Here is a 23,330-nt window from a genome sequence, read left to right on the forward strand (position 1 = left end):
CCTGCGAGGAGCGATCTTGAGCGAGATCGAGCGGGTGGGCGTGGTCGGGTGTGGCCTCATGGGGTCGGGCATCGCGGAGGTGTCCGCGCGGGCCGGGCTGGACGTCATCGTCAGTGAGGTGTCCGCCGACGCGCTGACCTCGGGCCGCGCGCGGATCGAGAAGTCACTCGCGCGTGCGGTGCGCAGCGGCAAGCTGTCCGAGGAGGACCGGACCGCCGCGTTCGATCGCATCAGGTTCACCTCCGACCTCGGCGACTTCGCCGACCGGCAGCTGGTGGTCGAGGCGGTCGCGGAGAACGAGCAGGTCAAGACCGAGGTGTTCACGTCGCTGGACAAGGTCGTCGCCGACCAGGAGGCGATCTTCGCGTCGAACACGTCGTCGATCCCGATCATGAAGCTGGGCATGGCGACGTCGCGGCCCCAGCAGGTCATCGGCATCCACTTCTTCAACCCGGTGCCGATCCTCAAGCTGGTCGAGCTGGTCCCGTCGCTGCTGACCGGCGACGAGACCCGCGCGCGGGCGCAGGAGTTCGCCAAGACGCGGCTGGGCAAGGAAGTGATCCTGTCCCAGGACCGCGCCGGTTTCGTGGTGAACGCGCTGCTGGTGCCCTACCTGCTGTCGGCGATCAGGATGCTGGAGTCGGGTTTCGCGTCGGCGGAGGACATCGACACCGGCATGATCCAGGGCTGCGCGCACCCGATGGGCCCGCTCGCGCTGACCGACCTCATCGGCCTGGACACCACGAAGGCGATCGCGGAGTCGATGTACGCGGAGTTCAAGGAGCCGCTGTACTCGCCGCCGCCGCTCCTGCTGCGCATGGTCGACGCGGGCCTGCTCGGCAAGAAGAGCAACCGCGGCTTCTACGACTACAGCGGCTGAGGAGCACGAATCCGCGGCGACGTCAGCACGTCGCCGCGGATTTCGTGATTTGGCCTCCGGCCCCTCGAACCACGCTACCGGAGGGCACCGACATCGCCGTGCCGCGCGGGATTGGTGTCCACAGTGAGGGCGGCTGTCCCCAACCTCGTCACGCGGCGGCGGTTTCTGTCGGTGGTCCCCGGTAGCGTGGATCTCGGGGGCCGGAGGCCACCCCTGGTGGTACTCACTCCCGCACGGTCAGCACCGCGAGGTGGGTGCCGTCGGCGAGTGTCGTCAGGACCAGCGTGCCCCTGCGCATCTCGATGGTCGTGCAGTGGACGCGGGTCGCGCCGGTCACGGTGGCCGCGCCTGCCGTCAGCCCGGCGACACCGGCGGCGAACGCCGCCAGCCGGGTCGCCTGCGCTGCCGGCAGGCCTGCCGAGGTGGCGAGTGGCGTGCCATCCGCTGCGCACGCCACCGCCCGAACCACACCTTGGATGACGTCGGCCAGGTCGTCGACCAGTCGGTCGACGTCAACCACGGTCATGGTCGCGTGTACCCCAGCGTGTAGGTGCCCGAGCCGCTGTACGCGTGCACGCGGTAGCGGTAGTACCCGGCGGTGCCGTTGTACGACACCGTCTCGTCGGCGTTCGGGGTCGTCCCGCCCGCGACGTCGACCCACGACGAGCCGCTCCACTTCTGCAGGTACAGATCGAAGTCCGTGCCCGACGGGCCGTCGAGGCAGCCGGTGTGCGTGCCGCTCCTCGTGGACTGGTAGTAGCTGCCGTTCGGCTGGATGGCGCTCGCGCCCGACGACAGGTTCCCGGTGAGCGACCCCTCGCACTCACCGGGCGGGTCCGGGTCGCCGCCGCCGCTCGTCACCAGCGTCAGGTTGTAGGCCTGCAGGATCTCGTTCACCGGCTGGAAGTACGTGGTGCCGCCGGTGCGGCAGTTGCCGGAACCGCCGGACGTCACGCCCTGCGCCTGGCTGCCCGCCAGCAGCGAGCCGCCGGAGTCACCTGGCTCTGCGCACACGCTCGTCCTGATCAGACCGCTGACCGTGCCCTGCGGGTAGGTCACCGACGCGTTGCGCGCCTGGATCGTCCCGCAGTGCCAGCCGGTCGTGGAGCCGGACCGGCACACGGTGGACCCGACCGCCGCGTCCTGCGAACCGGCCACCGCCACCCGGCCACCGGAGTAGTTGTTGACCGCTCCGATCGGGGTGTTGCCCGAGTTCACCTGCACGTACGCGTAGTCGTTGCCGGGGAAGCTCGAACCGGCGAACCGGCCGCTTGGCTGCGTGGTCGTCGCGCCGGTGCTGCCGCAGTGCCCGGCCGTCACGAATCCGCCGTTCACCGAGAAGCCGACCGAGCACCGGGAGCCCGACCCGATGTAGTACGCGTTGCCGCCGACGACGTCGATGAGTGGCCGGGGCGACTCGTCCGACGCCACCACCCGCACCGCGTCCGCCGCGACACCGGTCGAGCGGACGAACCGCCAGGCCGTGTCGGTCGCGTCCGGACGGGAGAGCACCACGACGGTGTTCGACGGCACGTCCACGTACCAGCCGGGCACTGTCCTGGGCGCCCTGGACTTGTTGCGGTCCAAGGAGGAGCGCACGGTGTCGAGTGCCTTCTCGCTGTGCGCCACCACGCGCGCCGTCGCGCCGTGCGCACGCACCTCGGTGGCGGCCGACGGCGAGGTGACGCCGACGACCAGCTTGCCGTCGGCGAGCCAGCCGCCGCCGTACGTGCCGCCGAGGTCCTTGCGCAGCACCAGGTTCGTTTCGTTGGCACGGTTCTCGGTCGCGAGCCGGGTGGCCGCCTGTTCGGCGGTGAGCCCGAGGTCGCGTTGCATCGCCGCCAGCATCCCGTCTGTGGACGGTGCGGGTGGCGGTGCCGCCGCGGCAGCGGGCGTGGTCGCGAGCCCGGTGATGAGGGCCGCGACGAAGATGCCCGAACGGAGTCTTCGATCCATGTTCCGGTGTCTCCCTTGACATCGCAAAGCAGGGTGGATCAACACCGGAAACGCTAGGGCGGATCAGGACATCCGGGGACATACCAATTGGGACATACCGTGGATCTTATGCACCGAACGCGGGGTGGCGGGCCAGCCAGCCCCCGTAGGCCGGGCTGTACCGCAACGAGTCCCGGTACGCCTCGCGCGCGTACTCGTGCACCTGGTCGGCGACGGCGTCCGCCGGTGCCTCGGGGTGCCAGCCCAGGAGGTGGCGCCACCGCAGCGGCGCGCCAGCGAACGGGTAGCCCCGCACCGTGGCCTGCTCCCGGAACGTCGGCTGGCACAACGCGACCGCCTGTCCGGCCGCGACGAGGTCCAGGCACACCCGAAGGTCGGTCTCGTACATGGGTTCCGGGGTGAACCCGGCCCTGGCGCACGCGGCCGCGAAGCAGTCGTCGAAACAGCCGTCGCCAGGGGCCGCGGCCCACTGCGCGGCGGCCAGGTCGGCCAGGTCGACCTCTTCGCCGCCGGCCAGCGGGTGGTCGTCGGCGAGCAGCACACCGACCGCGTCGACCGCGACGGGCCGCCACTCCAGTCCGTGCGGCGGTGGCGCGTCGCCGCACACGCCGACGATCGCGAAGTCCAGCTTGCCCGCGGCGACCAGTTCGGTCAGCTCGACCGCCGACCACGACGCCCGCGTGGTGACGCTCGTGTCCGGCCTGGTCTCCGACAGCCGCCGCATCAGCCCGCTGATCATGGAGTTGCCGGTCGAGCCGATGCGGTACCGGATGGTGGGGACCGACGTGCTGGTCAGCCGCGCGGCCTCCTGCCGCAGGTCGGCTATCGCGGGCAGCACGACCCGCGCGCGGGCGAGCACCAGCTCGCCGAGCGCGGTGGGACGCGCCCCCCGGTGGTCGCGTTCGAACAGCGGCCCGCCGAGTGCCCGCTCGATGCGGTTGAGCTGGGCGGTCAGCGCGGGCTGGGCGAGCCCGAGGTGCGCGGCCGCCCTGGTGACGCTGCCGTGCTGGGCGATCGCACAGACCACCTTCAGGTGCCGCAGCTCCAGGTCCACGGGCACAGCGTAAGCGGGTTTCGCCGCGGTGGAGCCCGTGATACAAAGAGGCAAACATGTCTCATCGACTCAGGGGTGCGCATGACCGAGGTGGTACGGACCGAGCCGGTGCTGGACGTGCCCGGCCCCGGCACCCTGCACTGGCGGTACGCGGGCGAGGTCCGCGGCTATCTGCTGCTGGTGAAGGCGGGACTGCTGCAGTTGATGCACCCCGGTCTCGGCGCGGGCGTCGAGCACCACTCGGACTTCTTCAACGAACCGTGGGAGCGGGTCCTGCGGTCGGTGCCGGAGATCCAGGGCGTCACGTTCGACTATCCGAACGGGGCCGAGACCGCGCGCCGGATCCGTTACTACCACACCCACATCAAGGGGATCGACGCCAAGGGCAGGCGCTACCACGCGCTGGACCCCGAGACGTACTTCTGGGCGCACGCCACGATCTTCGACGCGTTGTTCCAGATGATCGACCTGTTCGACCACCCGATGACCGACGCGGAGAAGGAGCGGCTCTACCAGGAGGGCTGCGGCGCCTACCGGGCATACGGCGTGAGCGACCGCGTCGTGCCGCCCGACTTCCCGGGCTTCCAGGCGTGGTTCGACGAGATGTGCCGGGACCGGCTGGAGGTCACACCGGCCGCGCGCGGGCTCATCGAGTTCGCCAAGGAGCCGCCCGCGACGTTCCCGCTCGTGCCCGCGTTCGTCTACCGGCTCGCCCGCAAGCCCTCGGCGCGGCCGCTGTGGTGGCACGCGGTCGGTACGCTGCCGCCCGTGGTGCGGGAGAAGATCGGCGAGACGTGGACCGACCGCGACGAGCGGCGCCACCGCACGCTGCGTACCGCGATCCGCCGCACCTGGCCGCTGCTGCCCGCGAAGGTGCGGTACTCGGCGCGGGCGCGTGAGGGCTACCGGCGGGCGGGGGTCGGTCCGCTCGGATGAGCTCGCTGCTGGACCTGGTGCTCGCCGAACCGTCGACCGACGAGGTCGGTGCGACCATCCTCGACACGGCGCTCCAGGAGTTCCTCGCCTACGGCCTGCGCCGCACCACCGTGGACGTCGTCGCGAAGCGGGCCGGGGTGTCGCGGGCGACGCTGTACCGCCGCTTCGACGGCAAGGACGCGCTCGTGGCGGCCGTGCTGGTGCGTGAGTCGCGCCGGTTCTTCGCCGGTATCGCAGATGCGGTCGCCGGAGTGTCCACTGTGGAGGAGCGGCTCGTCGAGGGGTTCGTGGTCGGCGTGCGCTACGCCCGCGCCGACCGGCTGCTGAACCGGCTGCTCGCCTCCGACCCGGAGGCGCTGCTGCCGTACCTGACCACGAACGGCGCGCTCGTCGTCGCCGCGGCCCGCGACTTCCTCGTGCTGCAGGGCGGATCGCGGGCACCGGTCGGCGACCGGACCCCGGAGGGCGTCGCGGAGTTGTTCGTGCGCCTCGCGATCTCGTTCACGCTGATGCCGGAGAGCGCCATCCCGCTCGAGGACGACGAACAGGTCCGGGCGTTCGCCCGCGCCTACCTCGCGCCGCTCATGCGCCCGTAGCCGGCCGGGCCGGCAGCACCGCCTCCATCAGGTCGCGGAGATCGGTCTTCGCGCGGTGCCAGCGTCGCCCGACGTTCTCGGGGTCCTCATCGGACAGTCCCATGAGGAGGATGCCGCGGACCGCGTCCATCGCCGTGTACATCACGTGCCGGAACCGGGGGTTGCCCGCGTACTCGCCGAACGCGGCCTCCGTGAACTCGATGAGCGAGGCGCGCGCGGCTGGTTCCACCTTCGTCATCTGCTCGCGCAGCTCCGGGTCGGTGCGGGCCGCGACCCACATCTCCATCGTGGCGTACAGAACCGGGCCCTGGTGCACCTCCCACATCAGCTCCAGCGCCGCGTCGAGGGGATCGGGCGCGGTACGCACCGCGTCGATCTTCTCGAACGCCAGCTCCGCGCGTTTGCCCGCGAGGTGGCGGACCGCGGCGGCGACGAGGTCCGCGCGGGTGGGGAAGTGGTGCACCTGCGCACCACGGGTGACGCCCGCCAGTTCGGTGACCCTCGTCGTGGTCGTGCCCGCGTAGCCGTACCGGACGAGGCACTCGATGGTCGCGTCGAGAAGCCTGCGCCGCATCGCCGCGCTGCGTTCCTGCTGGGTTCTTCCGGTTTTCGACTTCCGCACTGGCACGGCGGCCAGTCTATTGAGCCGTTCTCACGTTCGGGTCAGGCGCGGAGGTGGCGCCCGCCGGGCGTGCCGGCGGCCGCGTCCGCGGTCGCGAGCACCGCGGAACCGGGCCGGGAAACCGCGCGTGGCCAGCGGCGGAGCCGAGCTCGGGACGGGTGCGGCACCGGGTCGGCGCTGGTCACGGGTCCTGGCGGGACGGGGCCAGCGACGCCGGGACGGAGGGTGTTCTCTTGCCGATTGTCACCCTAACGAGTGAATCAGCGCCGCCCTAGGCGGACTTCTTCGCCCGATGGCGGCGCACCGCGTCCCGGTTGGCGCACGACGGCGAGCAGTAGCGCTGCCGGCCACCGCGGCTGAAGTCGCCGAACGGGGCGCGGCACTCGTCGAGCGCGCAGCGGCGCAGGCGGGTCATGCCGCGCCCGGTGAGGTGCAGCGCGGTACCGACGCTGATCAGCGCGCGCAGCACGGCCGCGAGCGGGAGGTCGGCGTCGCGGTAGTGGATGTGCCAGCCGTCCTTGGCGTGGTTGGTGAGCCTCGGGTACGCCGAGGACTGCGCGAGCAGGAGGTTGAGGCGCTCGGCGCGCTGTTCGGCCGTGGCGGCGTCCACCACGCCCAGCCAGCGCGCCAGGAACCGCTCGACCTCGTGCAGGTCGTCCTCGGTGGGTCTCGCGTCGACGACGACCCCGGCCGCGCCGCACCGCCTGCCCAGGTCGGCTGCCGAGCGCGGTGGGCGCAGGACGAGGTCGACGGCCAGCCGGACCGGTTCCTCGCCGTAAGGGTTCAAATGCATAGGACCATTACAGCAGACTTGCGCCATGACCCCGGCACACCGCTTCACGACCACGTCCAGCCACGTCACGAGCCAGGGATGGGTGGTGTACCAGCGCTGTTCGTGCGGCAGGACGCGAGTACTGCTCAACTCCGAACCGGTCGGAATGATCCGCACACCGGCGAGGTTGGGATGACCATCACCCGCGTGGTTGTCAGGGGTGGCGGCTAGCTTGGGCTGAACAGCCGGTGGAAGGGGAGCTTGTGGCGGGGTTCGTACCGAACGAGACAGCCATCCGGCGGGCGCTGCGGCGCGCGCGGGACGGTGCCGCGCTCGACGCGACGGAGGCGGAGACCCTCCTGCACGCCAGGGGCGAGCAGCTCGGCCAGCTCTTCGGCGCGGCGTCCCGGGTGCGTGACCAGGGACTCGCGGCCGTCGGCCGGGAGCGGACGATCACCTACTCCCGCAGCGTGTTCGTGCCGCTGACCAGGCTGTGCGCCGACCGCTGCCACTACTGCACCTTCGCCACCGTGCCAGGCAGGCTGCCATCGGCGTTCCTGTCCGAGGACGAGGTGCTCGACATCGCCCGCAAGGGCGCGGCGGCGGGTTGCCGCGAGGTGCTGATCACCCTCGGCGACAAGCCGGAGACGCGGTGGGAGGCCGCGCGGACCTGGCTCGAGGAGGCTGGTTACCCGGACACGCTGTCCTACGTGCGGGCGATCTCGATCAAGATCCTCGAGGAGACCGGGGTGCTGCCGCACCTCAACCCCGGCGTGCTGACCTGGCAGGACTTCCAGCGGCTCAAGCCGGTGTCGGCGTCGATGGGCATGATGCTGGAGACCACCGCGACCCGGCTGTGGTCGCAACCGGGCGGCCCGCACTACGGCTCACCGGACAAGGAGCCCGCCGTGCGGCTGCGGGTGCTGGAGGACGCTGGCCGCTCGGCTGTCCCGTTCACCACCGGCATCCTGCTCGGCATCGGCGAGACTCTCGCGGAGCGGGTGGACTCGCTGTTCGCGATCCGCGGGGTCGCCCGCCAGTACGGCGGCATCCAGGAGGTGATCGTCCAGAACTTCCGGGCGAAGCCGGACACCGCGATGCGCGGCATGCCCGACGTCGAGGCGCAGGAGCTGGCGGCGACCGTGGCGGTCGCGCGGCTCGTGCTCGGGCCGAGGATGCGCATCCAGGCGCCGCCGAACCTGATCGGCGGCGAGTACGAGCTGCTGCTGCGGGCAGGCATCGACGACTGGGGTGGCGTGTCGCCCCTGACCATCGACCACGTGAACCCGGAACGGCCCTGGCCCCGGCTCGACGAGCTGGCGAAGCACACCCGCGCGGCCGGTTTCGAGCCGGCCGAGCGGCTGCCGGTCTATCCGGAGTACGTGACGCGGGGCGAGTCGTGGCTGGACCCCCGCATCGCGCCGCACGTGGCCGCGCTGGCCGACGCCACCGGGCTCGCCGACCCGGCCGCCACGATCGCGGGCAGGCCATGGCAGGAGCCGGAGGTCGCGCTGGTCTCCTCCGGCCGCACCGACCTGCACACCTCGATCGACACCGAGGGCCGCACGGCCGACCGCCGCGACGACTTCGACTCCGTGTACGGGGACTGGGAGGAGCTGCGGCAGCAGGTCGGCGTCACCGCCGCCGCCGCCGTGCCGGGCTCGCGGGCGCGGGGCGAGTTCGCGGCCGCGCTGCGGCACGCGGAGGCGGATCCGGCAGGACTGTCCGACTCCGACGCGCTCACGCTGCTGTCCGCGCGACAGGGCCACGAGATCGAGGCCCTTGCGGCGCTGGCCGACGACGTGCGGCGGGACACCGTCGGCGACGACGTGACCTACGTGGTCACCAGGAACATCAACTTCACGAACGTCTGCTACACCGGGTGCCGGTTCTGCGCGTTCGCCCAGCGGCGCACCGACAGCGACGCGTACACGCTCTCGCTCGACCAGGTCGGGCAGCGCGCGGAACAGGCGTGGGCGGTGGGCGCGACCGAGGTGTGCATGCAGGGCGGCATCCACCCGGACCTGCCGGGCACCGCGTACTTCGACATCGCGGCCGAGGTGAGGAAGCGGGCGCCTGGGCTGCACGTCCACGCGTTCTCGCCGATGGAGGTCGTCAACGGCGCCTCACGGACCAACATGTCCATCCGCGACTGGCTGACGGCGGCGGCCGAGGCCGGGGTGGACTCGCTGCCCGGCACCGCGGCGGAGATCCTCGACGACGACGTGCGGTGGGTGCTGACGAAGGGCAAGCTGCCGACCGCGTCGTGGGTCGAGGTCGTGACCACCGCGCACGAGCTGGGCATCAACACCACCTCGACGATGATGTACGGGCACGTGGACAACCCGTCGCACTGGGTCGCGCACCTCAAGCTGATCCGGGACCTGCAGGCGCGGACCGGCGGGTTCACCGAGTTCGTGCTGCTGCCGTTCGTGCACACGAACGCGCCGCTGTACCTGGCGGGGATCGCGCGGCCGGGCCCGACGCACCTGGAGAACCGCGCGGTGCACGCGCTCGCGCGGCTGCTGCTGCACGGGCGGATCGACAACATCCAGACCTCGTGGGTGAAGCTCGGCGACGACGGCGTGGTCGACGTGCTGCGCGGCGGCGTGAACGACCTCGGCGGCACGCTGATGGAGGAGACCATCAGCCGCATGGCCGGGTCGGACAACGGCAGCTACAAGACGATCGCCGGGCTGGAGGCGCTGGCCGCGTCGGCGGGCCGACCGGCACGGCAGCGGACGACGACCTACGGCGAGGTGCCCGAGGAACGGCTCCGCACCGCACGGGAGCACGACGGCGTGTGGCGGCCGAACCTGCTGCCGCTCGTCAGCGGTTGACCGCCCGGAAAGGCGCGTTCAGGGCGTAGAAGGCCCTGAACGCGCCTTTCGGGGCACTGAGTCCGGCCACGCAACGGCACTTCGGGAGCTGCGGCACATCGGTTGACTCGCATACCCCCCATGGGTATATGGTGCGAACTGTGCCGGATACCCATGGGGGGTATCTGCTGGAGGGAAGGGGACGGTCATGAACACCGCAACGAAGCTCTCCGTCTACGGTGCCGCGCTCGCGGTGGTCGCCGGGTGCGCGTGGGCGGTCGGCTCGGCCGTCGGTCCCATCGAGGAGACCGGGAACGGCGGGAACGCCGCGGCGGGCACCGGCGGCACCGGGCACGGGGACACCCACGGCGGCGCCGTCGCGGAGACCGGGCAGGCCGCCGAAGCCCTGCCCGCCGGGCTGGCGTCCTCGCGCGGCGGGTACACCTTCGCGCCGGTCAGCACGACGGTGGACCCCGGCCCCGGCACGTTCTCGTTCCGCGTCACCGGTCCCGACGGCAAGCCGGTCACCCGGTTCGACGTCGAGCACGAGAAGCGGATGCACCTGATCGTGGTGCGGCGCGACACCGCCGGGTTCCAGCACGTGCACCCCGAGATGAGTGCCGACGGCACCTGGTCTGTCCCGCTCACCCTCGGCAGGCCGGGCAGCTACCGGGCCTTCGCCGACTTCGCGCCGACCGGGGGAGAAGCGACCACGCTCGGCGTCGACCTGGCGGTGCCCGGCGACTTCCGGCCCGCCGCGTACACCCCGTCGCGGGTCGCGCACGTCGATGGCTACGAGGTCCGGCTCGACGGTGACGTGTCGCCGGGCAGGACCGCCGAGCTGACGCTGACCGTCAGCAAGGACGGCAGGCCCGTCACCGACCTGCAGCCCTACCTCGGCGCCTACGGCCACCTGGTCGCGCTGCGCGGCGGCGACCTCGCCTACCTCCACGTCCACCCCGACGGCGAGCCGGGCGACGGAAAGACCGCTCCAGGGCCGACGGTCACGTTCTTCGCCGAGGTCCCCTCTGCCGGCGCGTACCGGCTGTTCCTGGACTTCCGGCACGGAGACGTCGTCCGCACCGCCGAGTTCACGCTCGTCACCGCCGGGCACGCACTGCCGCAGGCCCCGCCGGCCGCCGAGGACGGCACGGGCCACGCCGACACCGGTCACGGCCACAACTGAGGAAGGGACGCTCACGATGACTGTCGACGCGGGAACGCGGACGCGGGAGATCGAACTGGCCATCGGCGGCATGACGTGCGCGTCGTGCGCGAACCGGATCGAGCGCAGGCTCAACAAGCTCGACGGCGTGACCGCGACCGTCAACTATGCCACCGAGAAGGCGCGGGTCGTGGTCTCCGGTGACGTGGCGCCGGACGCGCTCGTCGAGCAGGTGGCGGCCGCGGGCTACACCGCGACGCTGCCGAAGGCGCGGGAGGAGCGGGCGGAACCCGAGGAGGTGGACGAGGAGGACCCGGCGCGCTCGCTTCGGCAGCGGCTGATCGTTTCGCTGGTGCTGTCGGTGCCGGTGATCGCGCTGGCGATGATCCCGGCCATCCAGTTCACCAACTGGCAGTGGATCTCCCTGACGTTGGCCGCGCCGGTGATCGTGTGGGCGGCGTTGCCGTTCCACCGTGCGGCGTGGACGAACCTGCGGCACGGCGCGGCCACCATGGACACGCTCGTCTCGATGGGCACCCTGGCCGCGTTCGCCTGGACCCTGTACGCGCTGCTGTGGGGCACCGCGGGCATCCCGGGGATGAAGCACCCGTTCGAGCTCACGATCGAACGGATGGCCGGGGACGGCAACATCTACCTCGAGGTCGCGGCCGGGGTGACCACGTTCATCCTCGCAGGCCGCTACTTCGAGGCACGCGCCAAGCGCCGCGCCGGTGCCGCCCTGCGGGCCCTGCTCTCCCTCGGCGCCAAGGACGTCGCGGTGCTGCGGGAGGGCAGGGAGCACCGCGTCCCGGTCGGCACGCTGGCGGTCGGCGACCGGTTCGTGGTGCGGCCGGGGGAGAAGATCGCCACCGACGGCGTCGTCGAGGAGGGTTCCTCCGCGGTGGACGCGAGCATGCTGACCGGCGAGTCCGTCCCGGTCGAGGTCGGACCCGGCGACCCGGTCGCCGGTGCCACGGTCAACGCGGGCGGGCGGCTGGTCGTCCGCGCCACCCGGGTCGGGGCGGACACCCAGCTCGCGCGGATGGCGAAGCTGGTGGCGGATGCGCAGACCGGCAAGGCCGCCGTGCAGCGGCTCGCTGACCGGGTCTCCGGCGTGTTCGTGCCGATCGTCGTCGCGCTCGCGCTGGGCACGCTGGCGTTCTGGCTCGGTGCGGGCGGCACCCCCGCCGCCGCGTTCACCGCGGCGGTCGCGGTGCTGATCATCGCCTGCCCGTGCGCGCTCGGCCTGGCCACCCCGACGGCACTGCTCGTCGGGACCGGCCGCGGCGCACAGCTGGGCATCCTGATCAAGGGCCCGGCGGCGCTGGAGTCCACGCGCGGGGTCGACACGGTGCTGCTGGACAAGACCGGCACCGTCACCACCGGCCGGATGTCCCTGGTGGACGTGCACGTGGCCGACGACGTCGACGACGCCGAGGTGCTGCGGTTGGCGGGTGCCCTGGAGAAGGCGTCCGAACACCCGATCGCGGCGGCCATCGCCCGCGGCGCCGAGGACAAGGTCGGTGACCTGCCCGCGGTCGAGGGCTTCGCGAACCGGGAGGGCCTTGGGGTGCAGGGGGTCGTCGACGGCCACGCCGTGGTCGTCGGCCGGACCGCGCTGCTCGAGGACTGGGCGCTGCACCTCCCGCCCACCCTCGCCGGGGCGAAGGCCGCGGCCGAGGCCGGCGGCAGGACCGCGGTGGCCGTCGGCTGGGACGGTGCGGCGCGGGCGGTGCTGGTCGTGGCCGACACCGTCAAGCCGACCTCCGCTGAGGCCATCGCCGGGCTGCGGGCGCTCGGGCTGACGCCGGTGCTGCTGACCGGCGACAACGAGGCCGCCGCGCGCTCGGTCGCGGCCGAGGTCGGCATCGACGAGGTGATCGCCGAGGTGCTGCCCGAGGACAAGGTCGAGGTCGTCACGCGGCTTCAGTCCGAGGGCAGGGTCGTCGCCATGGTCGGCGACGGGGTCAACGACGCCGCCGCGCTCGCCAGGGCCGACCTCGGGCTCGCGATGGGCACCGGAACGGACGCGGCGATCGAGGCGAGCGACCTCACGCTGGTCCGCGGTGACCTCCGCGCCGCGGTCGACGCGATCCGGCTGTCCCGCCGCACCCTCGGCACCATCAGGGGCAACCTGTTCTGGGCGTTCGGCTACAACGTGGCGGCGTTGCCACTGGCCGCCGCGGGCCTGCTCAACCCGATGATCGCGGGTGCCGCCATGGCGTTCAGCTCGGTGTTCGTCGTGGGGAACAGCCTGCGGCTGCGCGGCTTCCGGGGCTCGGCCGGATGAGTTCCCGTGTGTGTGGCTCCCGCCCGGGGAGCCACACACACGGCAACGTGGAGGAAGCGCGAGGACGAAGCGGCCACGGACACTGTTGGGACCCCGGCCACGAAGGGCGACCGACATGGGACCGATCCTCACCGTGCTCCTGCCCGTCACGCTCGGCGTGGTCATGCTCGGCCTCGGCCTGACGTTGACCACCGCCGACTTCGCGCGCGTGCTCACCGCCCCCAAGGCCGTGCTCGTCTCGCTGCTGTGCCAGCTGGTGGTCCTTCCGCTGCTGTGCTTCGGGATGGTCGAGCTCACCGGTGTGCCGCCGGTGTTCGCGGTGGGCATGATGATCCTCGTCGCCTCGCCCGGCGGGACGATGGCGAACCTGTTCAGCCACCTCGCCCGGGGTGACGTGGCGCTGAACGTCACGCTGACCGCCATCAACTCGGTGCTGGCGGTGGTCACCCTGCCGGTGGTCGTCGGCCTGTCGATGAACCACTTCCTCGCCGACGACGCGAACCTCGGCCTGCAGCCGGCCAAGCTGGTCCAGGTCTTCGCGGTGGTGCTCGTCCCGGTCGCGCTCGGCATGTGGCTCAACCGCGTTTTCCCGGGCTTCGCGCAGCGGATGCGCGGCCCGGTGAAGAAGACGTCGGTGGTGGTGCTGGTCGTCATGCTCGTCGGGACCGTGGTGCAGAACCGGGAGACGATCTTCTCCAACATGGGCACCATCGGCGGGGTGGCGCTGGCGCTCACCGTCCTCAGCTTCACCATCGGCTACTGGGTGCCCAGGCTGGCCGGGGTGAACCGGGAGCAGTCGATCGCCTCCGCGATGGAGATCGGCGTGCACAACGCCGTACTGGCGATGACCGTCGCCGCGTCGGTGTTCGACAGCCTGGAGATGGTCATCCCGGCCGCGGTGTACGGCACCCTGATGTTCATCCCCGCGGGTCTGGCCGCCTTCCACTTCGCCCGCAAGGGCACCCGCGCCGCCCCTGGCGGGCGGGACGATGCCGACCTCGCACGGGCGCGCGCCTGATCGCCGGTCCCGGCGTTTCGTTTTCCGGCCGGTTTCGCGCCTGTGCGGGGCGTCGACGATGTCGTCCTGTGTGCTGTCCGTGAGCGTGCGGTAGCGGAGACTTGTACCGGTACACCGGTGACCCGGACCCTGTCGCCACCCCAGGAGGCGGGCTCCCGGCGTTCGTCCCCCCAGCCGCCAGGAGCCCGCTTCAGGGTGCGTCCCGGAGCAGTGTCTGGTAGGGCGAACACCCATGGACCTCGCGGTAGTAGCGGGCGAAGCGGCCCGGGTGGAAGAAACCCCACCGCGCCGCGACCTGGGTGACCGTGACCCCGCTCGCCGGGTCCGTTGCCAGCAGCTCCTGATGGGCCTCCCGCAGCCGGACCGTGCGCACGTAGCCCATCGGCGTGGTGTCGCGGTGTCTGCGGAAAGCGTGTTGCAGCGCCCGGATCGTGACGTTCGTCGCCGCTGCGATGTCCGAGACGCCGATGTCCTCCTCGGCGTGGCTCTCGATGAACGCGATGGCTCTGCGCAGCGTGCGCGGGTGGGAGTCGTGCCGGTCCTCGATCGTCGGCTCGAGCAGGGCGGTGTTGGGGAAGGTCGCGAGTACCGCCGCGCACAGCTGCTGCCCGGCCGTGCTCGCCACCAGTGGCTCGGCCATGGCCGCCGGCCGGTCGCGCAGCGCGTCGGTGAAGTAGTCGATCGTGGCGCAGAGGTGGCGGAGGGCGGACCGGTTGTGCGGGCGCACGTCGGTGAACCGGACCGGCTCGTCGGGAGCCGCGCGCTCGGTGGCCGCGACCCGCCCGACCAGGTCGAACGGCAGCGCGGTGGCCTCGATGACCCCGTCGAGCCAGCACACCCGGTAGGGCGTGCCCTGCGCGCTCGTGGACCCGATGATCAGTTCACCCGACGCGACCTGGTGCTCGATGCCCGGCGCCCGGTAGTCCATGGTCGTCCCGCGCGGCCGCACGACGAACAGGCTGGCTGGCCGCTCGACGGTGATCGCCATCTGGTCGGTCTGCGCGGCCGTGCCGACGGAGAACGTGGCGGTGGTCAGCTGTGTGAAACGGAACGAGTATCCGACCTTGCGGCCGGTCATCCGCATGTTCGTGCCGTACGCACTGGTCAGGTACTCGCCCGCCCGGTCGTAGTCGGTGGTCTGGAACAGCACGCGCTGGGGTGACGTGGGCATCGTCGCTACTCCTGGATGCGGCGGTACACCGGCCGGTGTCAGCCTCCTACCGTCCGTGGCCCAAGGAACGCTTTCCGGCGCACAGCCACCCGGCTGGAGCAGCGTTCCGCCCCGATCGCGTCTGGACCGTTCCAGAAGAGTGGGTCACCGGCACGCGGCGTGGCCGGGCTCCGGATGCCCTGGTACACCGTCCTGGCCACGCCCGGCCCTGGCCACGCCGGTGAGCTGGTGCACGACCGGCCGCACCTGGTGCGTGGTGGTCAGCGGTAGGCCGCGGCCTGGAGGGAGTACAGCTCGGCGTACAGGCCGCCGAGGGCCATCAGCTCGTCGTGGGTGCCGTCCTCGGTGATCCGGCCGTGTTCGAGGACGACGATCCGGTCCACGTGGCGCACGCTGGCGAGGCGGTGGGTGACCAGCACCGTGGTCCGCTCGCCGCGGCTGGCCGTCCGCAACGCGTCGAACACCTTGGCCTCGGCCCTGGCGTCGAGCGCAGCGGTCGGCTCGTCGGCCACCAGCACCGGCGCGTCCCGGTAGGAGCCCCGCGACACCGACAGCCGCTGCCACTGCCCACCGGAGAGGTCCTTGCCCTCCTCGTACAGTCGCGACAGGATCGTGTTCTCCTTGCGTGGCAACGCCTCGATCACCTCGTCCGCGCCGGAGGTCGCCGCGTGCCCGGTCCACAGCGTGCCGTCGCGGCCGTCGCGCTCCAGGCGGCCGATCCGGATGTTGTCGGCGGCGGTCACCGGCCAGCGCAGCGGTTCCTGGGTGATGACCGAGACCTGCGAGTGCACGGTGTGCCGGTGCGCGGTGGCGATGTCCGTGCCGTCCCACAGCACCTGCCCCTCGCCGGGCCGGTACAGGCCGGTGATCAGCCTGCCCAGCGTCGACTTGCCCGACCCGTTCTCCCCGACGAGCGCGATCACCTCGCCCCGCCGGATCTTCAGCGACACCTCGCTCACGGCGGGGGAGTCCTGGCCGGGGTAGGTGAAGGAGACGTCCCGCAGCTCGATCGTGGCCGGGTTGGCAGGCGCCTGCGACACCGGCTCCGGGCCGCGCCTGGTCGTCGCCTCGGTCAGCAGCCTGCGGAACAGGTCGATGTGGAAGCTTTGTTCGTACAACCGGTTCACCTGGTACATCGTGTTTCTCAGCGCGGTGGACCCGGTGCGCATCGCGACCACGGCGGCGCCGGCCAGCGCGAGTGGCATCGACTCGACGTACAGCAGCCACCCGAGCACCACGTAGGCCAGCGCGGTGCCGACCCCGGCCGCCGACCGCCCGGCCAGCTGGATCCACGTCTGCCGCCGCTCCACCCGGACCGTCTCGGCCGCGAGGATCGCCGCGACCCTGCGGTACTCGGCGAGCAGCGTCGGCTGCGCGGTGAACGCCCGCACCTCGACCGCCGCGTCGCGCCGGGTGATCAGCTCGCTGATCACCCACTGCTGCCGGTCGCGGGTGACCATGTGCAGGAACGACCCGTAGCTCAGCTTCGCGGCACGCATCGCCGCCCACGCGTCCACCCCGGCGGCGAGCAGCATCGCGGGCAGCAGCCAGCCGCTGAAGAAGGCGACCGTGGCCATGGCCGCGACCACCGACACCACGGAGGACAGGACGTCGGCCACCCCCTGGGTGGAGCTGCGGATGGCGTTCGCGCCGCGCTCACCGCCCTGCCGCACCAGGTCCCGGAAGTCGGCGTCGTCGAACGCGGCCGCCTCCACGTCGAGCACCGCCCGGTGCATCTGGTCGCGCGCGGCCACCTCGACGTACGGGGTCAGCATGCCCTGCACCAGCGAGACCGCCGCGTCCAGCAGGGCACGCAGCGAGTACGCCCCCGCCAGCAGCGCGATCGACGGCAGCGACGCGACCACCCGGTCGGGAGTCGGCCCCCGCTCCAGCAGCGTGCTCAGCACGTCGGCCGTGGCCAGCAGGCCGAACGCGGTGACGCACCCGGACAGCACGTGCAGCACCGCCGCGAGGATCGTCAGCCGCCGGGAGGCCTGCCACGAGTACCGGGCCACGGTGGCCACCGCGGCGGGCACCGAACGGACCGTCTGCCACCAGGTCGCGTCGGCAGCCGCCCGGTCCGACGCGGCCCATTTCGGGGCGGCGATGCCGTCCATGCCGATCAGCGGTCGCGCCTCGTTGTCGCCCATGGCGCGAATGTTCGCGCACGGCACCGACAATTTCCCGGACCGGATCCGCATGCCCGGAACGACGCATTGCCGTCGCCGAGTGTCCCGGAAGCGTCCTTCTGGGCAGTGCCGGGTCCGCGAACGCGCCTTCCGGGGCGCCGCCGGTCAGGTGATCGCGGACTACCAGTCGCCGGCCGGTTCGCCTGGTTTGTGGGTGCCGAAGGTCCACTCGTAGCCCTCCGGGTCGCGGACGCGGCAGCGGTAGTTGCCCCACTCGGTGCTCTCCGGCTTCCACACCGGCACGGCGCCCGCGGCGATGGCACGTGCCCACACGGCGTCGACCGCCGCGTCGTCCGCGACCGTCAGGTAGGTGCCGTGGCCCGCCGCGTCGTCGGCCTTCGGGTGCACGCGGTCATAGCCCTGGCCCGCGTCGCCGAACACGATGATCGCCGCGTCGCCGAGGCGTAGTTCCGCGTGGGCCACGCCGGTGTCGTCGTCCCAGCGCATGGTGGTCTCGAAGCCGAACGCCTCCGCCAGCCAGGTCAGTGCTTCCTCGGCGGCCACATAGCTGAAGTACGGGTGCAAGGTGATCATGGGACCAGGCTGGCAGAGGCCGCGGTCAGGTCCTGTCCGCGAATTCCGGTTGTCCGCGAGAATTCCCCACCCGCGCGCCGGGGCCGGGGCTGGTAGAAGTACTCATACACATCAGCGCATGGAAGGTGGCACATGGCTCAGGAGGTTCGGGGCGTCATCGCCCGGTCGAAGGGTGCTCCGGTCGAGATCGCGACGGTCGTCGTGCCGGATCCCGGCCCGGGTGAGGCGGTCGTCAAGGTCCAGGCCTGCGGGGTCTGTCACACCGACCTGCACTACCGCGAGGGCGGGATCAACGACGAGTACCCCTTCCTGCTCGGGCACGAGGCCGCCGGGGTCGTCGAGGCCGTCGGCGACGGGGTGAGCGACCTCGAACCGGGCGACTTCGTCATCCTCAACTGGCGCGCCGTCTGCGGCACCTGCCGCGCCTGCCTGCGCGGGCGCCCCTGGTACTGCTTCTCCACGTTCAACGCGTCCCAGCCCATGACGCTCACCGACGGCACCGCGCTCTCGCCGGCACTCGGCATCGGCGCGTTCGCCGAGAAGACGCTGGTCCACAGCGGACAGTGCACGAAGGTCGACCCGTCCGCCTCGCCCGCCGCGGTCGGGCTGCTCGGGTGCGGGATCATGGCCGGGATCGGCGCCGCGGTGAACACCGGCGGGGTCACCAGGGGCGACAGCGTCGCGGTGATCGGCTGCGGCGGGGTCGGCAGCGCGGCGGTCGCCGGCGCGAAGCTCGCCGGTGCCACGAAGATCATCGCGATCGACCTCGACGACCGGAAACTGGCCTGGGCCAAGGGCTTCGGCGCCACCCACACCATCAACGCGGGCCAGGGCGACGTGGTCGAGGCGGTGGCTGATCTGACCGGCGGGTTCGGCGCGGACGTCGTGATCGAGGCGGTCGGGCGGCCGGAGACCTGGAAGCAGGCCTTCTACGCGCGCGACCTCGCGGGCACCGTCGTGCTGGTCGGGGTGCCGACGCCGGACATGCGCCTCGACATGCCGCTGATCGACTTCTTCTCGCGCGGCGGGTCGCTCAAGTCCAGCTGGTACGGCGACTGCCTGCCCTCCCGCGACTTCCCCTACCTCGTCGACCTCTACCAGCAGGGCCGCCTGGACCTCGACGCGTTCGTCACCGAGACCATCGCGCTCGACGAGGTCGAGGACGCGTTCACCAAGATGCACCACGGCGACGTGCTGCGCTCGGTAGTGGTGTTCTCCGGAACGGAGGGTGCGCAGTGACCATCGATGCGACGACGCGGGTCGAGAAGGTCGTCACGTCCGGCACCTTCAACCTCGACGGTGGCTCGTGGGAGGTCGACAACAACGTCTGGCTCCTCGGCGACGACGAGCAGGTGCTGGTGATCGACGCCGCCCACGACGCGAGCGCGATCGCGAAGGCGGTGGGGGACCGGGAGGTGCTGGCCATCGCGTGCACCCACGCGCACGACGACCACGTGAACGCCGCGCCTGCGCTGGCGGAACTGGTCGGTGCGCCGGTCCTGCTGCACCCGGCCGACGACGTGCTGTGGCGCCTCGCGCACGACGAGGCCCGTCCAGCCGACACGTTGTCCGACGGGGACGTCCTGCGCGTCGGCGGCACCGAGGTCCGGGTGCTCCACACCCCTGGCCACGCGCCCGGCGCGGTGTGCTTCCACGTCCCCGACCTGGGGGTCGTGTTCACCGGTGACACCCTCTTCCAGGGTGGCCCCGGCGCGACCGGCCGGTCCCATTCGGACTTCCCGACGATCGTCGGGTCCATCCGGGACAAGCTCCTCACGCTGCCGGACGAGACGGTCGTGCACACCGGTCACGGCGACGACACGACGATCGGCGCCGAGGCGCCGCACCTGGAGGAGTGGATCGCGCGGGGCCACTGAAATCGGTTCCCGCGCCACGTGCCGCTCTGGCACTGCCCCGCCCGTGGACTACGTGGCGATCAACAGGGCGGACTGGGACGAGCGGGGGAGTGGCGATCGACCACCAGGTCGAGGAGCCTGGCCGCGAGCTTCACCCTGCAGGCGGTGAAGGAAGGGTAGCCACCTGCCCCGCCCGTCCGTAGGATTGTTGACAATCCACGGAAGGTGAGCTGATGGCTGAGTTGTCCCCCCTCCTCAAGCAGGCGACGCCCGTGCTCGCCGAGCACGGCGAGGGCGTGTACCTCTACGGCGAGGACGGGCGCCGGTATCTGGACTTCACCGCCGGTATCGGCGTGACCAGCACCGGGCACTGCCATCCGCGCGTGGTCGAGGCCGTCCGCGAGCAGGCCGGGAAGCTGATCCACGGCCAGTACACGACGGTCATGCACCGGCCGCTGCTCACGCTGTCGGAGCGGCTGTCCGAGGTGCTGCCGCAGGGCCTGGACTCGTTGTTCTTCGTGAACTCGGGCAGCGAGGCGGTCGAGGCGGCGCTGCGGTTGTCCCGGCACGCCACCGGCAGGCCGAACGTGGTGGTCTTCCACGGTTCGTTCCACGGCCGCACGATCGGCGCGGCGTCGATGACCACGTCGGCGACCAAGTTCCGCGCCGGGTTCGCGCCGCTCATGGGCGGGGTGGTGGTCGCGCCGTTCCCGACGGCCTACCGCTACGGCTGGAGCGAGGAGGAGGCGACGAGGTTCGCGCTGCGCGAGCTGGACTACACGCTGCAGACGATGACCTCGCCCGCCGAGACGGCCGCGTTCTTCGTCGAGCCGGTGCTCGGCGAGGGCGGGTACGTGCCCGCCAACAGCGCGTTCATGCGCGGGCTGCGGGAGCGGGCCGACAAGCACGGCATCCTGCTCGTGGTCGACGAGGTCCAGACCGGGTTCGGCCGCACCGGCCGGTTCTGGGGTCACGACCACTTCGACGTCCGCCCGGACGTGCTGATCACCGCGAAGGGCCTGGCCAGCGGGTTCCCGCTGTCGGCCATCGCCGCGCCCGCCGACCTGATGGCCAAGGCGTGGCCGGGGTCGCAGGGCGGCACCTACGGCGGCAACGCGGTCGCGTGCGCGGCGGCGATCGCCACCCTCGACGTCGTCCAGTCCGAGGGCCTGGTCGAGAACGCGGCGAGGCAGGGTGCGCGGCTGCGTGAGGGGCTCGCGAAGGTGGCGGCGGACGTGCCCGTCATCGGTGACGTGCGCGGCCTCGGTCTCATGCTGGGCAACGAGTTCGTCGGCAAGGACGGCGAACCGGACGCGGCGGCGGCGGCCAGGGTCCAGCAGGCGGCGTCCTCGGCCGGGCTGCTGCTCCTGACCTGCGGCGCGGCGGGCAACGTGGTGCGGATGATCCCGCCGCTGGTGGTGACCGCCGACCAGATCGACGAGGGCCTGGCGCTGTGGCGGGAGGCCCTCGCGGCGGTCTGAGCGAACTTGCGGAGCGATCATCCACGTTGACATGCTGCTGTGGTGATCACCGAGGACTTGGCGCCGACCGGCGTCCTGCGTGCGTCGATCAACCTGGGCAACCCCGTGCTGGCGCAGGGCAGCCCCGACGCGCCGAGTGGTGTCACCGTCGACATCGCGCGTGAGCTGGGCACCCGGCTGGGCGTGCCGGTGGAGCTGGTGGCGTTCGACGCCGCTCGCAAGTCGTTCGAGGCGATGACCAGCGGCCGGGCCGACATCTGCTTCCTCGCCATCGAGCAGAAGCGGGCCGAGCAGGTCGCGTTCACCGCGCCGTACGTGCTGATCGAGGGCGTGTACGCGGTGCGGGCGGACTCGGCGGTCACCACACCGGACGGGATGGACCGGCCGGGCGTGCGGATCGGGGTGAACAAGGGGTCGGCCTACGACCTCTACCTCACCCGCACGCTCCGGCACGCCACCCTGGTGCGCGGCGAGGACGGGATCACCGCGTTCCGCGACCAGGGCCTCGACGCGGTGGCGGGGGTGCGGCAGCCGCTGACCCAGTACGTCGCAGGCCATCCGGAGCTGCGGCTGGTGGAGCCGAGGTTCATGGAGATCCGGCAGGCGCTCGGCACCACCAGGGACCGGTCACCGGAAACCGTCCGGTACCTGTCCGAGGCGATCGAGGAGCTGAAGGCGAGTGGCTTCGTCGCCGCAGCGCTCCGGCGCGCGGGTCAGGCCGACGACCTGGTCGCGCCCGCGTAGTGCTTGGTCAGTTCGGTGATCCGGTCCGCAGACCAGGCGCAGCGCACCTCGCCCATGATGGCGGCGAAGAACAGCTCCAGCTGCAGGTGCCACGCGGCCATCGCCTGCGGCAGGACCTCGCCGAGGTGGGCGGGCACCGTCTGCGTCAGCTCGACCCGCACCCCCAGCTCCTGGTCGGAGAACAGCTCCCACCGGACCGTGCCCGCGGGCTCGCCGTCGTGGAGCCACTCGTACGCCAGGACCTTCGGCGCCTGCGCCCGGACCACCCGCCCGGCAGGCACGATCCCGTTCGTGGCCTGGACGGGTGGCTTCTCCCCGACGGTGCCGTCGGTCAGCACCTGCCACACGTCGGCCGGTGGCTTCCACACCAGGTCACGGGCGAATCGCAGCTCCCACCCGTCGCCGGTGGTGGTCGCCGTTCCCTCGCCGAGGCCGAACTTCCGGATGTAGTGCTCCATGGGCGGAAGCCAGTCGGACCCTTCCGGCGCGGAGGTGCCGTCGAGCCGGGCGACCAGGGTGTCGAGGCACGTGTCCCAGCCCGCGGCCGTGCGGCCGGCGCCCAGGAGACCGACCTGCCCGCCGCCGATCGTCTGGGTGAACACGAGGCGGCACCCGTCGCCGTCGGGGATCAGCTCGATCCGCAGTACGTCGGCGCTCCACCGGAACATGAACACCCTAGGCTCGTCGACCTCGAGCACCTCGCCGTCCCACTCGCTGTCGACCACGGCCTCCTCCGGGAAGGTGAACCGCATCGGGGCGCCGGGGCGCAGCTGTGCCTCGACCGCCGCCGGGAACCAGTGCGCCAGCTCGGCCGGGTCCGTGACCGCCCGCCAGACCTTCGCGGGTGAGTGCCGCAGCCGCCGTTCGAACCGCAGCGTCGGCTCCCCGTTGACCGTGTGCAGTGTCGCGTCGCTCATGAGTCCTCTTCCATCGCGTCGAGGTGACGTTCGAGGGCGTCCAGACTGTCCGTCCACATGCGACGATACGGTGCGAGCCACGCGTCGACCTCCGCGAGTGGTGCCGGGCGCAGGCGGTACCAGCGCCGCTGCGCGTCCTGGCGGACCTCGACCAGGCCCGCGCTCCGCAGCACCTTCAGGTGCTTGGACACCGTCGGCTGCGCCAGTGCCAGCCGGTCGACCAGGTCGCCGACCAGCCGTTCGCCGTCCCGCAGGAGGTCGAGGATCTCCCGGCGGCGTGGCTCGGCCAGCACCTCGAATGTTGATGCCATAAGTGGAATATAGACCAGT

Annotated in this window: 21 protein-coding genes; 11 read left to right on the forward strand and 10 right to left on the reverse strand. The window is 71.8% G+C overall.

The window, feature by feature from the left end; translation table 11 throughout:
• The first annotated feature begins 16 nt into the window (after positions 1-16).
• Positions 17-880, forward strand: coding sequence for a 3-hydroxybutyryl-CoA dehydrogenase (locus ACFPCV_RS29070; protein ID WP_378059562.1), 864 nt, complete (start codon positions 17-19; stop codon positions 878-880).
• A 223-nt stretch (positions 881-1,103) separates the two neighbouring features.
• On the opposite strand, the gene ACFPCV_RS29075 is transcribed toward ACFPCV_RS29070, so the two are convergent.
• From ACFPCV_RS29075 to ACFPCV_RS29085, 3 genes are all read right to left on the reverse strand, one after another.
• Positions 1,104-1,406 carry a roadblock/LC7 domain-containing protein gene (locus tag ACFPCV_RS29075; RefSeq protein WP_378059563.1) on the reverse strand — a complete coding sequence of 101 codons (303 nt, stop codon included), beginning with the start codon at positions 1,404-1,406 and terminating at the stop codon, positions 1,104-1,106.
• Positions 1,403-2,836: a S1 family peptidase gene (locus tag ACFPCV_RS29080; RefSeq protein WP_378059564.1), complete on the reverse strand. Its 1,434-nt coding sequence runs from the start codon at positions 2,834-2,836 to the stop codon at positions 1,403-1,405. The genes ACFPCV_RS29075 and ACFPCV_RS29080 overlap by 4 nt, the downstream gene beginning before the upstream one ends.
• Before the next feature lie 106 nt (positions 2,837-2,942).
• Entirely contained in the window at positions 2,943-3,890 is a 948-nt protein-coding gene (locus ACFPCV_RS29085) for a LysR family transcriptional regulator (RefSeq protein WP_378059565.1), read from the reverse strand.
• Between the two features lie 81 nt (positions 3,891-3,971).
• On the opposite strand from ACFPCV_RS29085, the gene ACFPCV_RS29090 reads away from it, so the two are divergent.
• Together ACFPCV_RS29090 and ACFPCV_RS29095 are read left to right on the forward strand one after the other, a co-directional pair.
• Positions 3,972-4,826, forward strand: a complete 855-nt coding sequence (locus ACFPCV_RS29090; RefSeq protein WP_378059566.1) for an oxygenase MpaB family protein — start codon at positions 3,972-3,974, stop codon at positions 4,824-4,826.
• Positions 4,823-5,422, forward strand: a complete 600-nt coding sequence (locus tag ACFPCV_RS29095; protein WP_378059567.1) for a TetR/AcrR family transcriptional regulator — start codon at positions 4,823-4,825, stop codon at positions 5,420-5,422. Before ACFPCV_RS29090 ends, ACFPCV_RS29095 begins: the two co-directional genes overlap by 4 nt.
• Here ACFPCV_RS29095 and ACFPCV_RS29100 read toward each other — a convergent pair.
• A complete protein-coding gene (locus tag ACFPCV_RS29100; protein ID WP_378059568.1) occupies positions 5,409-6,050 on the reverse strand; it encodes a TetR/AcrR family transcriptional regulator in 642 nt (213 codons plus the stop codon). The genes ACFPCV_RS29095 and ACFPCV_RS29100 overlap by 14 nt on opposite strands.
• Before the next feature lie 265 nt (positions 6,051-6,315).
• Positions 6,316-6,837 carry a CGNR zinc finger domain-containing protein gene (locus ACFPCV_RS29105; protein ID WP_378059569.1) on the reverse strand — a complete coding sequence of 174 codons (522 nt, stop codon included), beginning with the start codon at positions 6,835-6,837 and terminating at the stop codon, positions 6,316-6,318.
• A gap of 272 nt (positions 6,838-7,109) precedes the next feature.
• On the opposite strand from ACFPCV_RS29105, the gene ACFPCV_RS29110 reads away from it, so the two are divergent.
• From ACFPCV_RS29110 to ACFPCV_RS29125, 4 genes are all read left to right on the forward strand, one after another.
• Entirely contained in the window at positions 7,110-9,656 is a 2,547-nt protein-coding gene (locus ACFPCV_RS29110) for a bifunctional FO biosynthesis protein CofGH (RefSeq protein WP_465251576.1), read from the forward strand.
• A 187-nt stretch (positions 9,657-9,843) separates the two neighbouring features.
• Positions 9,844-10,821 carry a hypothetical protein gene (locus ACFPCV_RS29115; RefSeq protein ID WP_378059571.1) on the forward strand — a complete coding sequence of 326 codons (978 nt, stop codon included), beginning with the start codon at positions 9,844-9,846 and terminating at the stop codon, positions 10,819-10,821.
• Between the two features lie 16 nt (positions 10,822-10,837).
• Entirely contained in the window at positions 10,838-13,090 is a 2,253-nt protein-coding gene (locus tag ACFPCV_RS29120) for a heavy metal translocating P-type ATPase (RefSeq protein WP_378059572.1), read from the forward strand.
• Between the two features lie 115 nt (positions 13,091-13,205).
• The gene (locus tag ACFPCV_RS29125) at positions 13,206-14,108 is read left to right on the forward strand and encodes a bile acid:sodium symporter family protein (RefSeq protein ID WP_378059573.1); all 903 of its coding nucleotides are present in this window, start codon (positions 13,206-13,208) and stop codon (positions 14,106-14,108) included.
• 190 nt (positions 14,109-14,298) lie between these two features.
• Here the strand turns inward: ACFPCV_RS29125 and ACFPCV_RS29130 are convergent, their stop codons facing one another.
• The 3 genes from ACFPCV_RS29130 to ACFPCV_RS29140 form a co-directional block, all read right to left on the reverse strand.
• Complete coding sequence (locus ACFPCV_RS29130; protein ID WP_378059574.1) at positions 14,299-15,279, reverse strand: AraC family transcriptional regulator; 981 nt, start codon at positions 15,277-15,279, stop codon at positions 14,299-14,301.
• Between the two features lie 260 nt (positions 15,280-15,539).
• Positions 15,540-17,429 carry an ABC transporter ATP-binding protein gene (locus ACFPCV_RS29135; RefSeq protein WP_378059575.1) on the reverse strand — a complete coding sequence of 630 codons (1,890 nt, stop codon included), beginning with the start codon at positions 17,427-17,429 and terminating at the stop codon, positions 15,540-15,542.
• 159 nt (positions 17,430-17,588) lie between these two features.
• On the reverse strand, positions 17,589-18,002 hold the full coding sequence (locus tag ACFPCV_RS29140) for a VOC family protein (RefSeq protein ID WP_378059576.1): 414 nt from the start codon (positions 18,000-18,002) through the stop codon (positions 17,589-17,591).
• A 132-nt stretch (positions 18,003-18,134) separates the two neighbouring features.
• Here ACFPCV_RS29140 and ACFPCV_RS29145 point away from each other — a divergent pair, with 132 nt between their 5' ends.
• The 4 genes from ACFPCV_RS29145 to ACFPCV_RS29160 all read left to right on the forward strand — a co-directional run bounded on the left by ACFPCV_RS29145 (position 18,135) and on the right by ACFPCV_RS29160 (position 22,083).
• Complete coding sequence (locus ACFPCV_RS29145) at positions 18,135-19,241, forward strand: S-(hydroxymethyl)mycothiol dehydrogenase (RefSeq protein ID WP_378059577.1); 1,107 nt, start codon at positions 18,135-18,137, stop codon at positions 19,239-19,241.
• Positions 19,238-19,879, forward strand: coding sequence for an MBL fold metallo-hydrolase (locus ACFPCV_RS29150; RefSeq protein ID WP_378059578.1), 642 nt, complete (start codon positions 19,238-19,240; stop codon positions 19,877-19,879). Before ACFPCV_RS29145 ends, ACFPCV_RS29150 begins: the two co-directional genes overlap by 4 nt.
• Positions 19,880-20,091: 212 nt before the next feature.
• Entirely contained in the window at positions 20,092-21,339 is a 1,248-nt protein-coding gene (locus tag ACFPCV_RS29155; protein WP_378059579.1) for an aspartate aminotransferase family protein, read from the forward strand.
• A gap of 42 nt (positions 21,340-21,381) precedes the next feature.
• A complete protein-coding gene (locus ACFPCV_RS29160; RefSeq protein ID WP_378059580.1) occupies positions 21,382-22,083 on the forward strand; it encodes a transporter substrate-binding domain-containing protein in 702 nt (233 codons plus the stop codon).
• Here the strand turns inward: ACFPCV_RS29160 and ACFPCV_RS29165 are convergent.
• Positions 22,053-23,000 (reverse strand): SRPBCC family protein, encoded by a 948-nt coding sequence (locus ACFPCV_RS29165; protein WP_378059581.1) that lies wholly within the window; start codon positions 22,998-23,000, stop codon positions 22,053-22,055. The genes ACFPCV_RS29160 and ACFPCV_RS29165 overlap by 31 nt on opposite strands.
• Complete coding sequence (locus ACFPCV_RS29170) at positions 22,997-23,311, reverse strand: ArsR/SmtB family transcription factor (protein WP_378059582.1); 315 nt, start codon at positions 23,309-23,311, stop codon at positions 22,997-22,999. Before ACFPCV_RS29170 ends, ACFPCV_RS29165 begins: the two co-directional genes overlap by 4 nt.
• Between the last annotated feature and the right edge of the window lie 19 nt (positions 23,312-23,330).

It is taken from the genome of Actinophytocola glycyrrhizae, from assembly GCF_042653545.1.
Taxonomy (GTDB): Bacteria; Actinomycetota; Actinomycetes; order Mycobacteriales; family Pseudonocardiaceae; genus Actinophytocola; species Actinophytocola glycyrrhizae.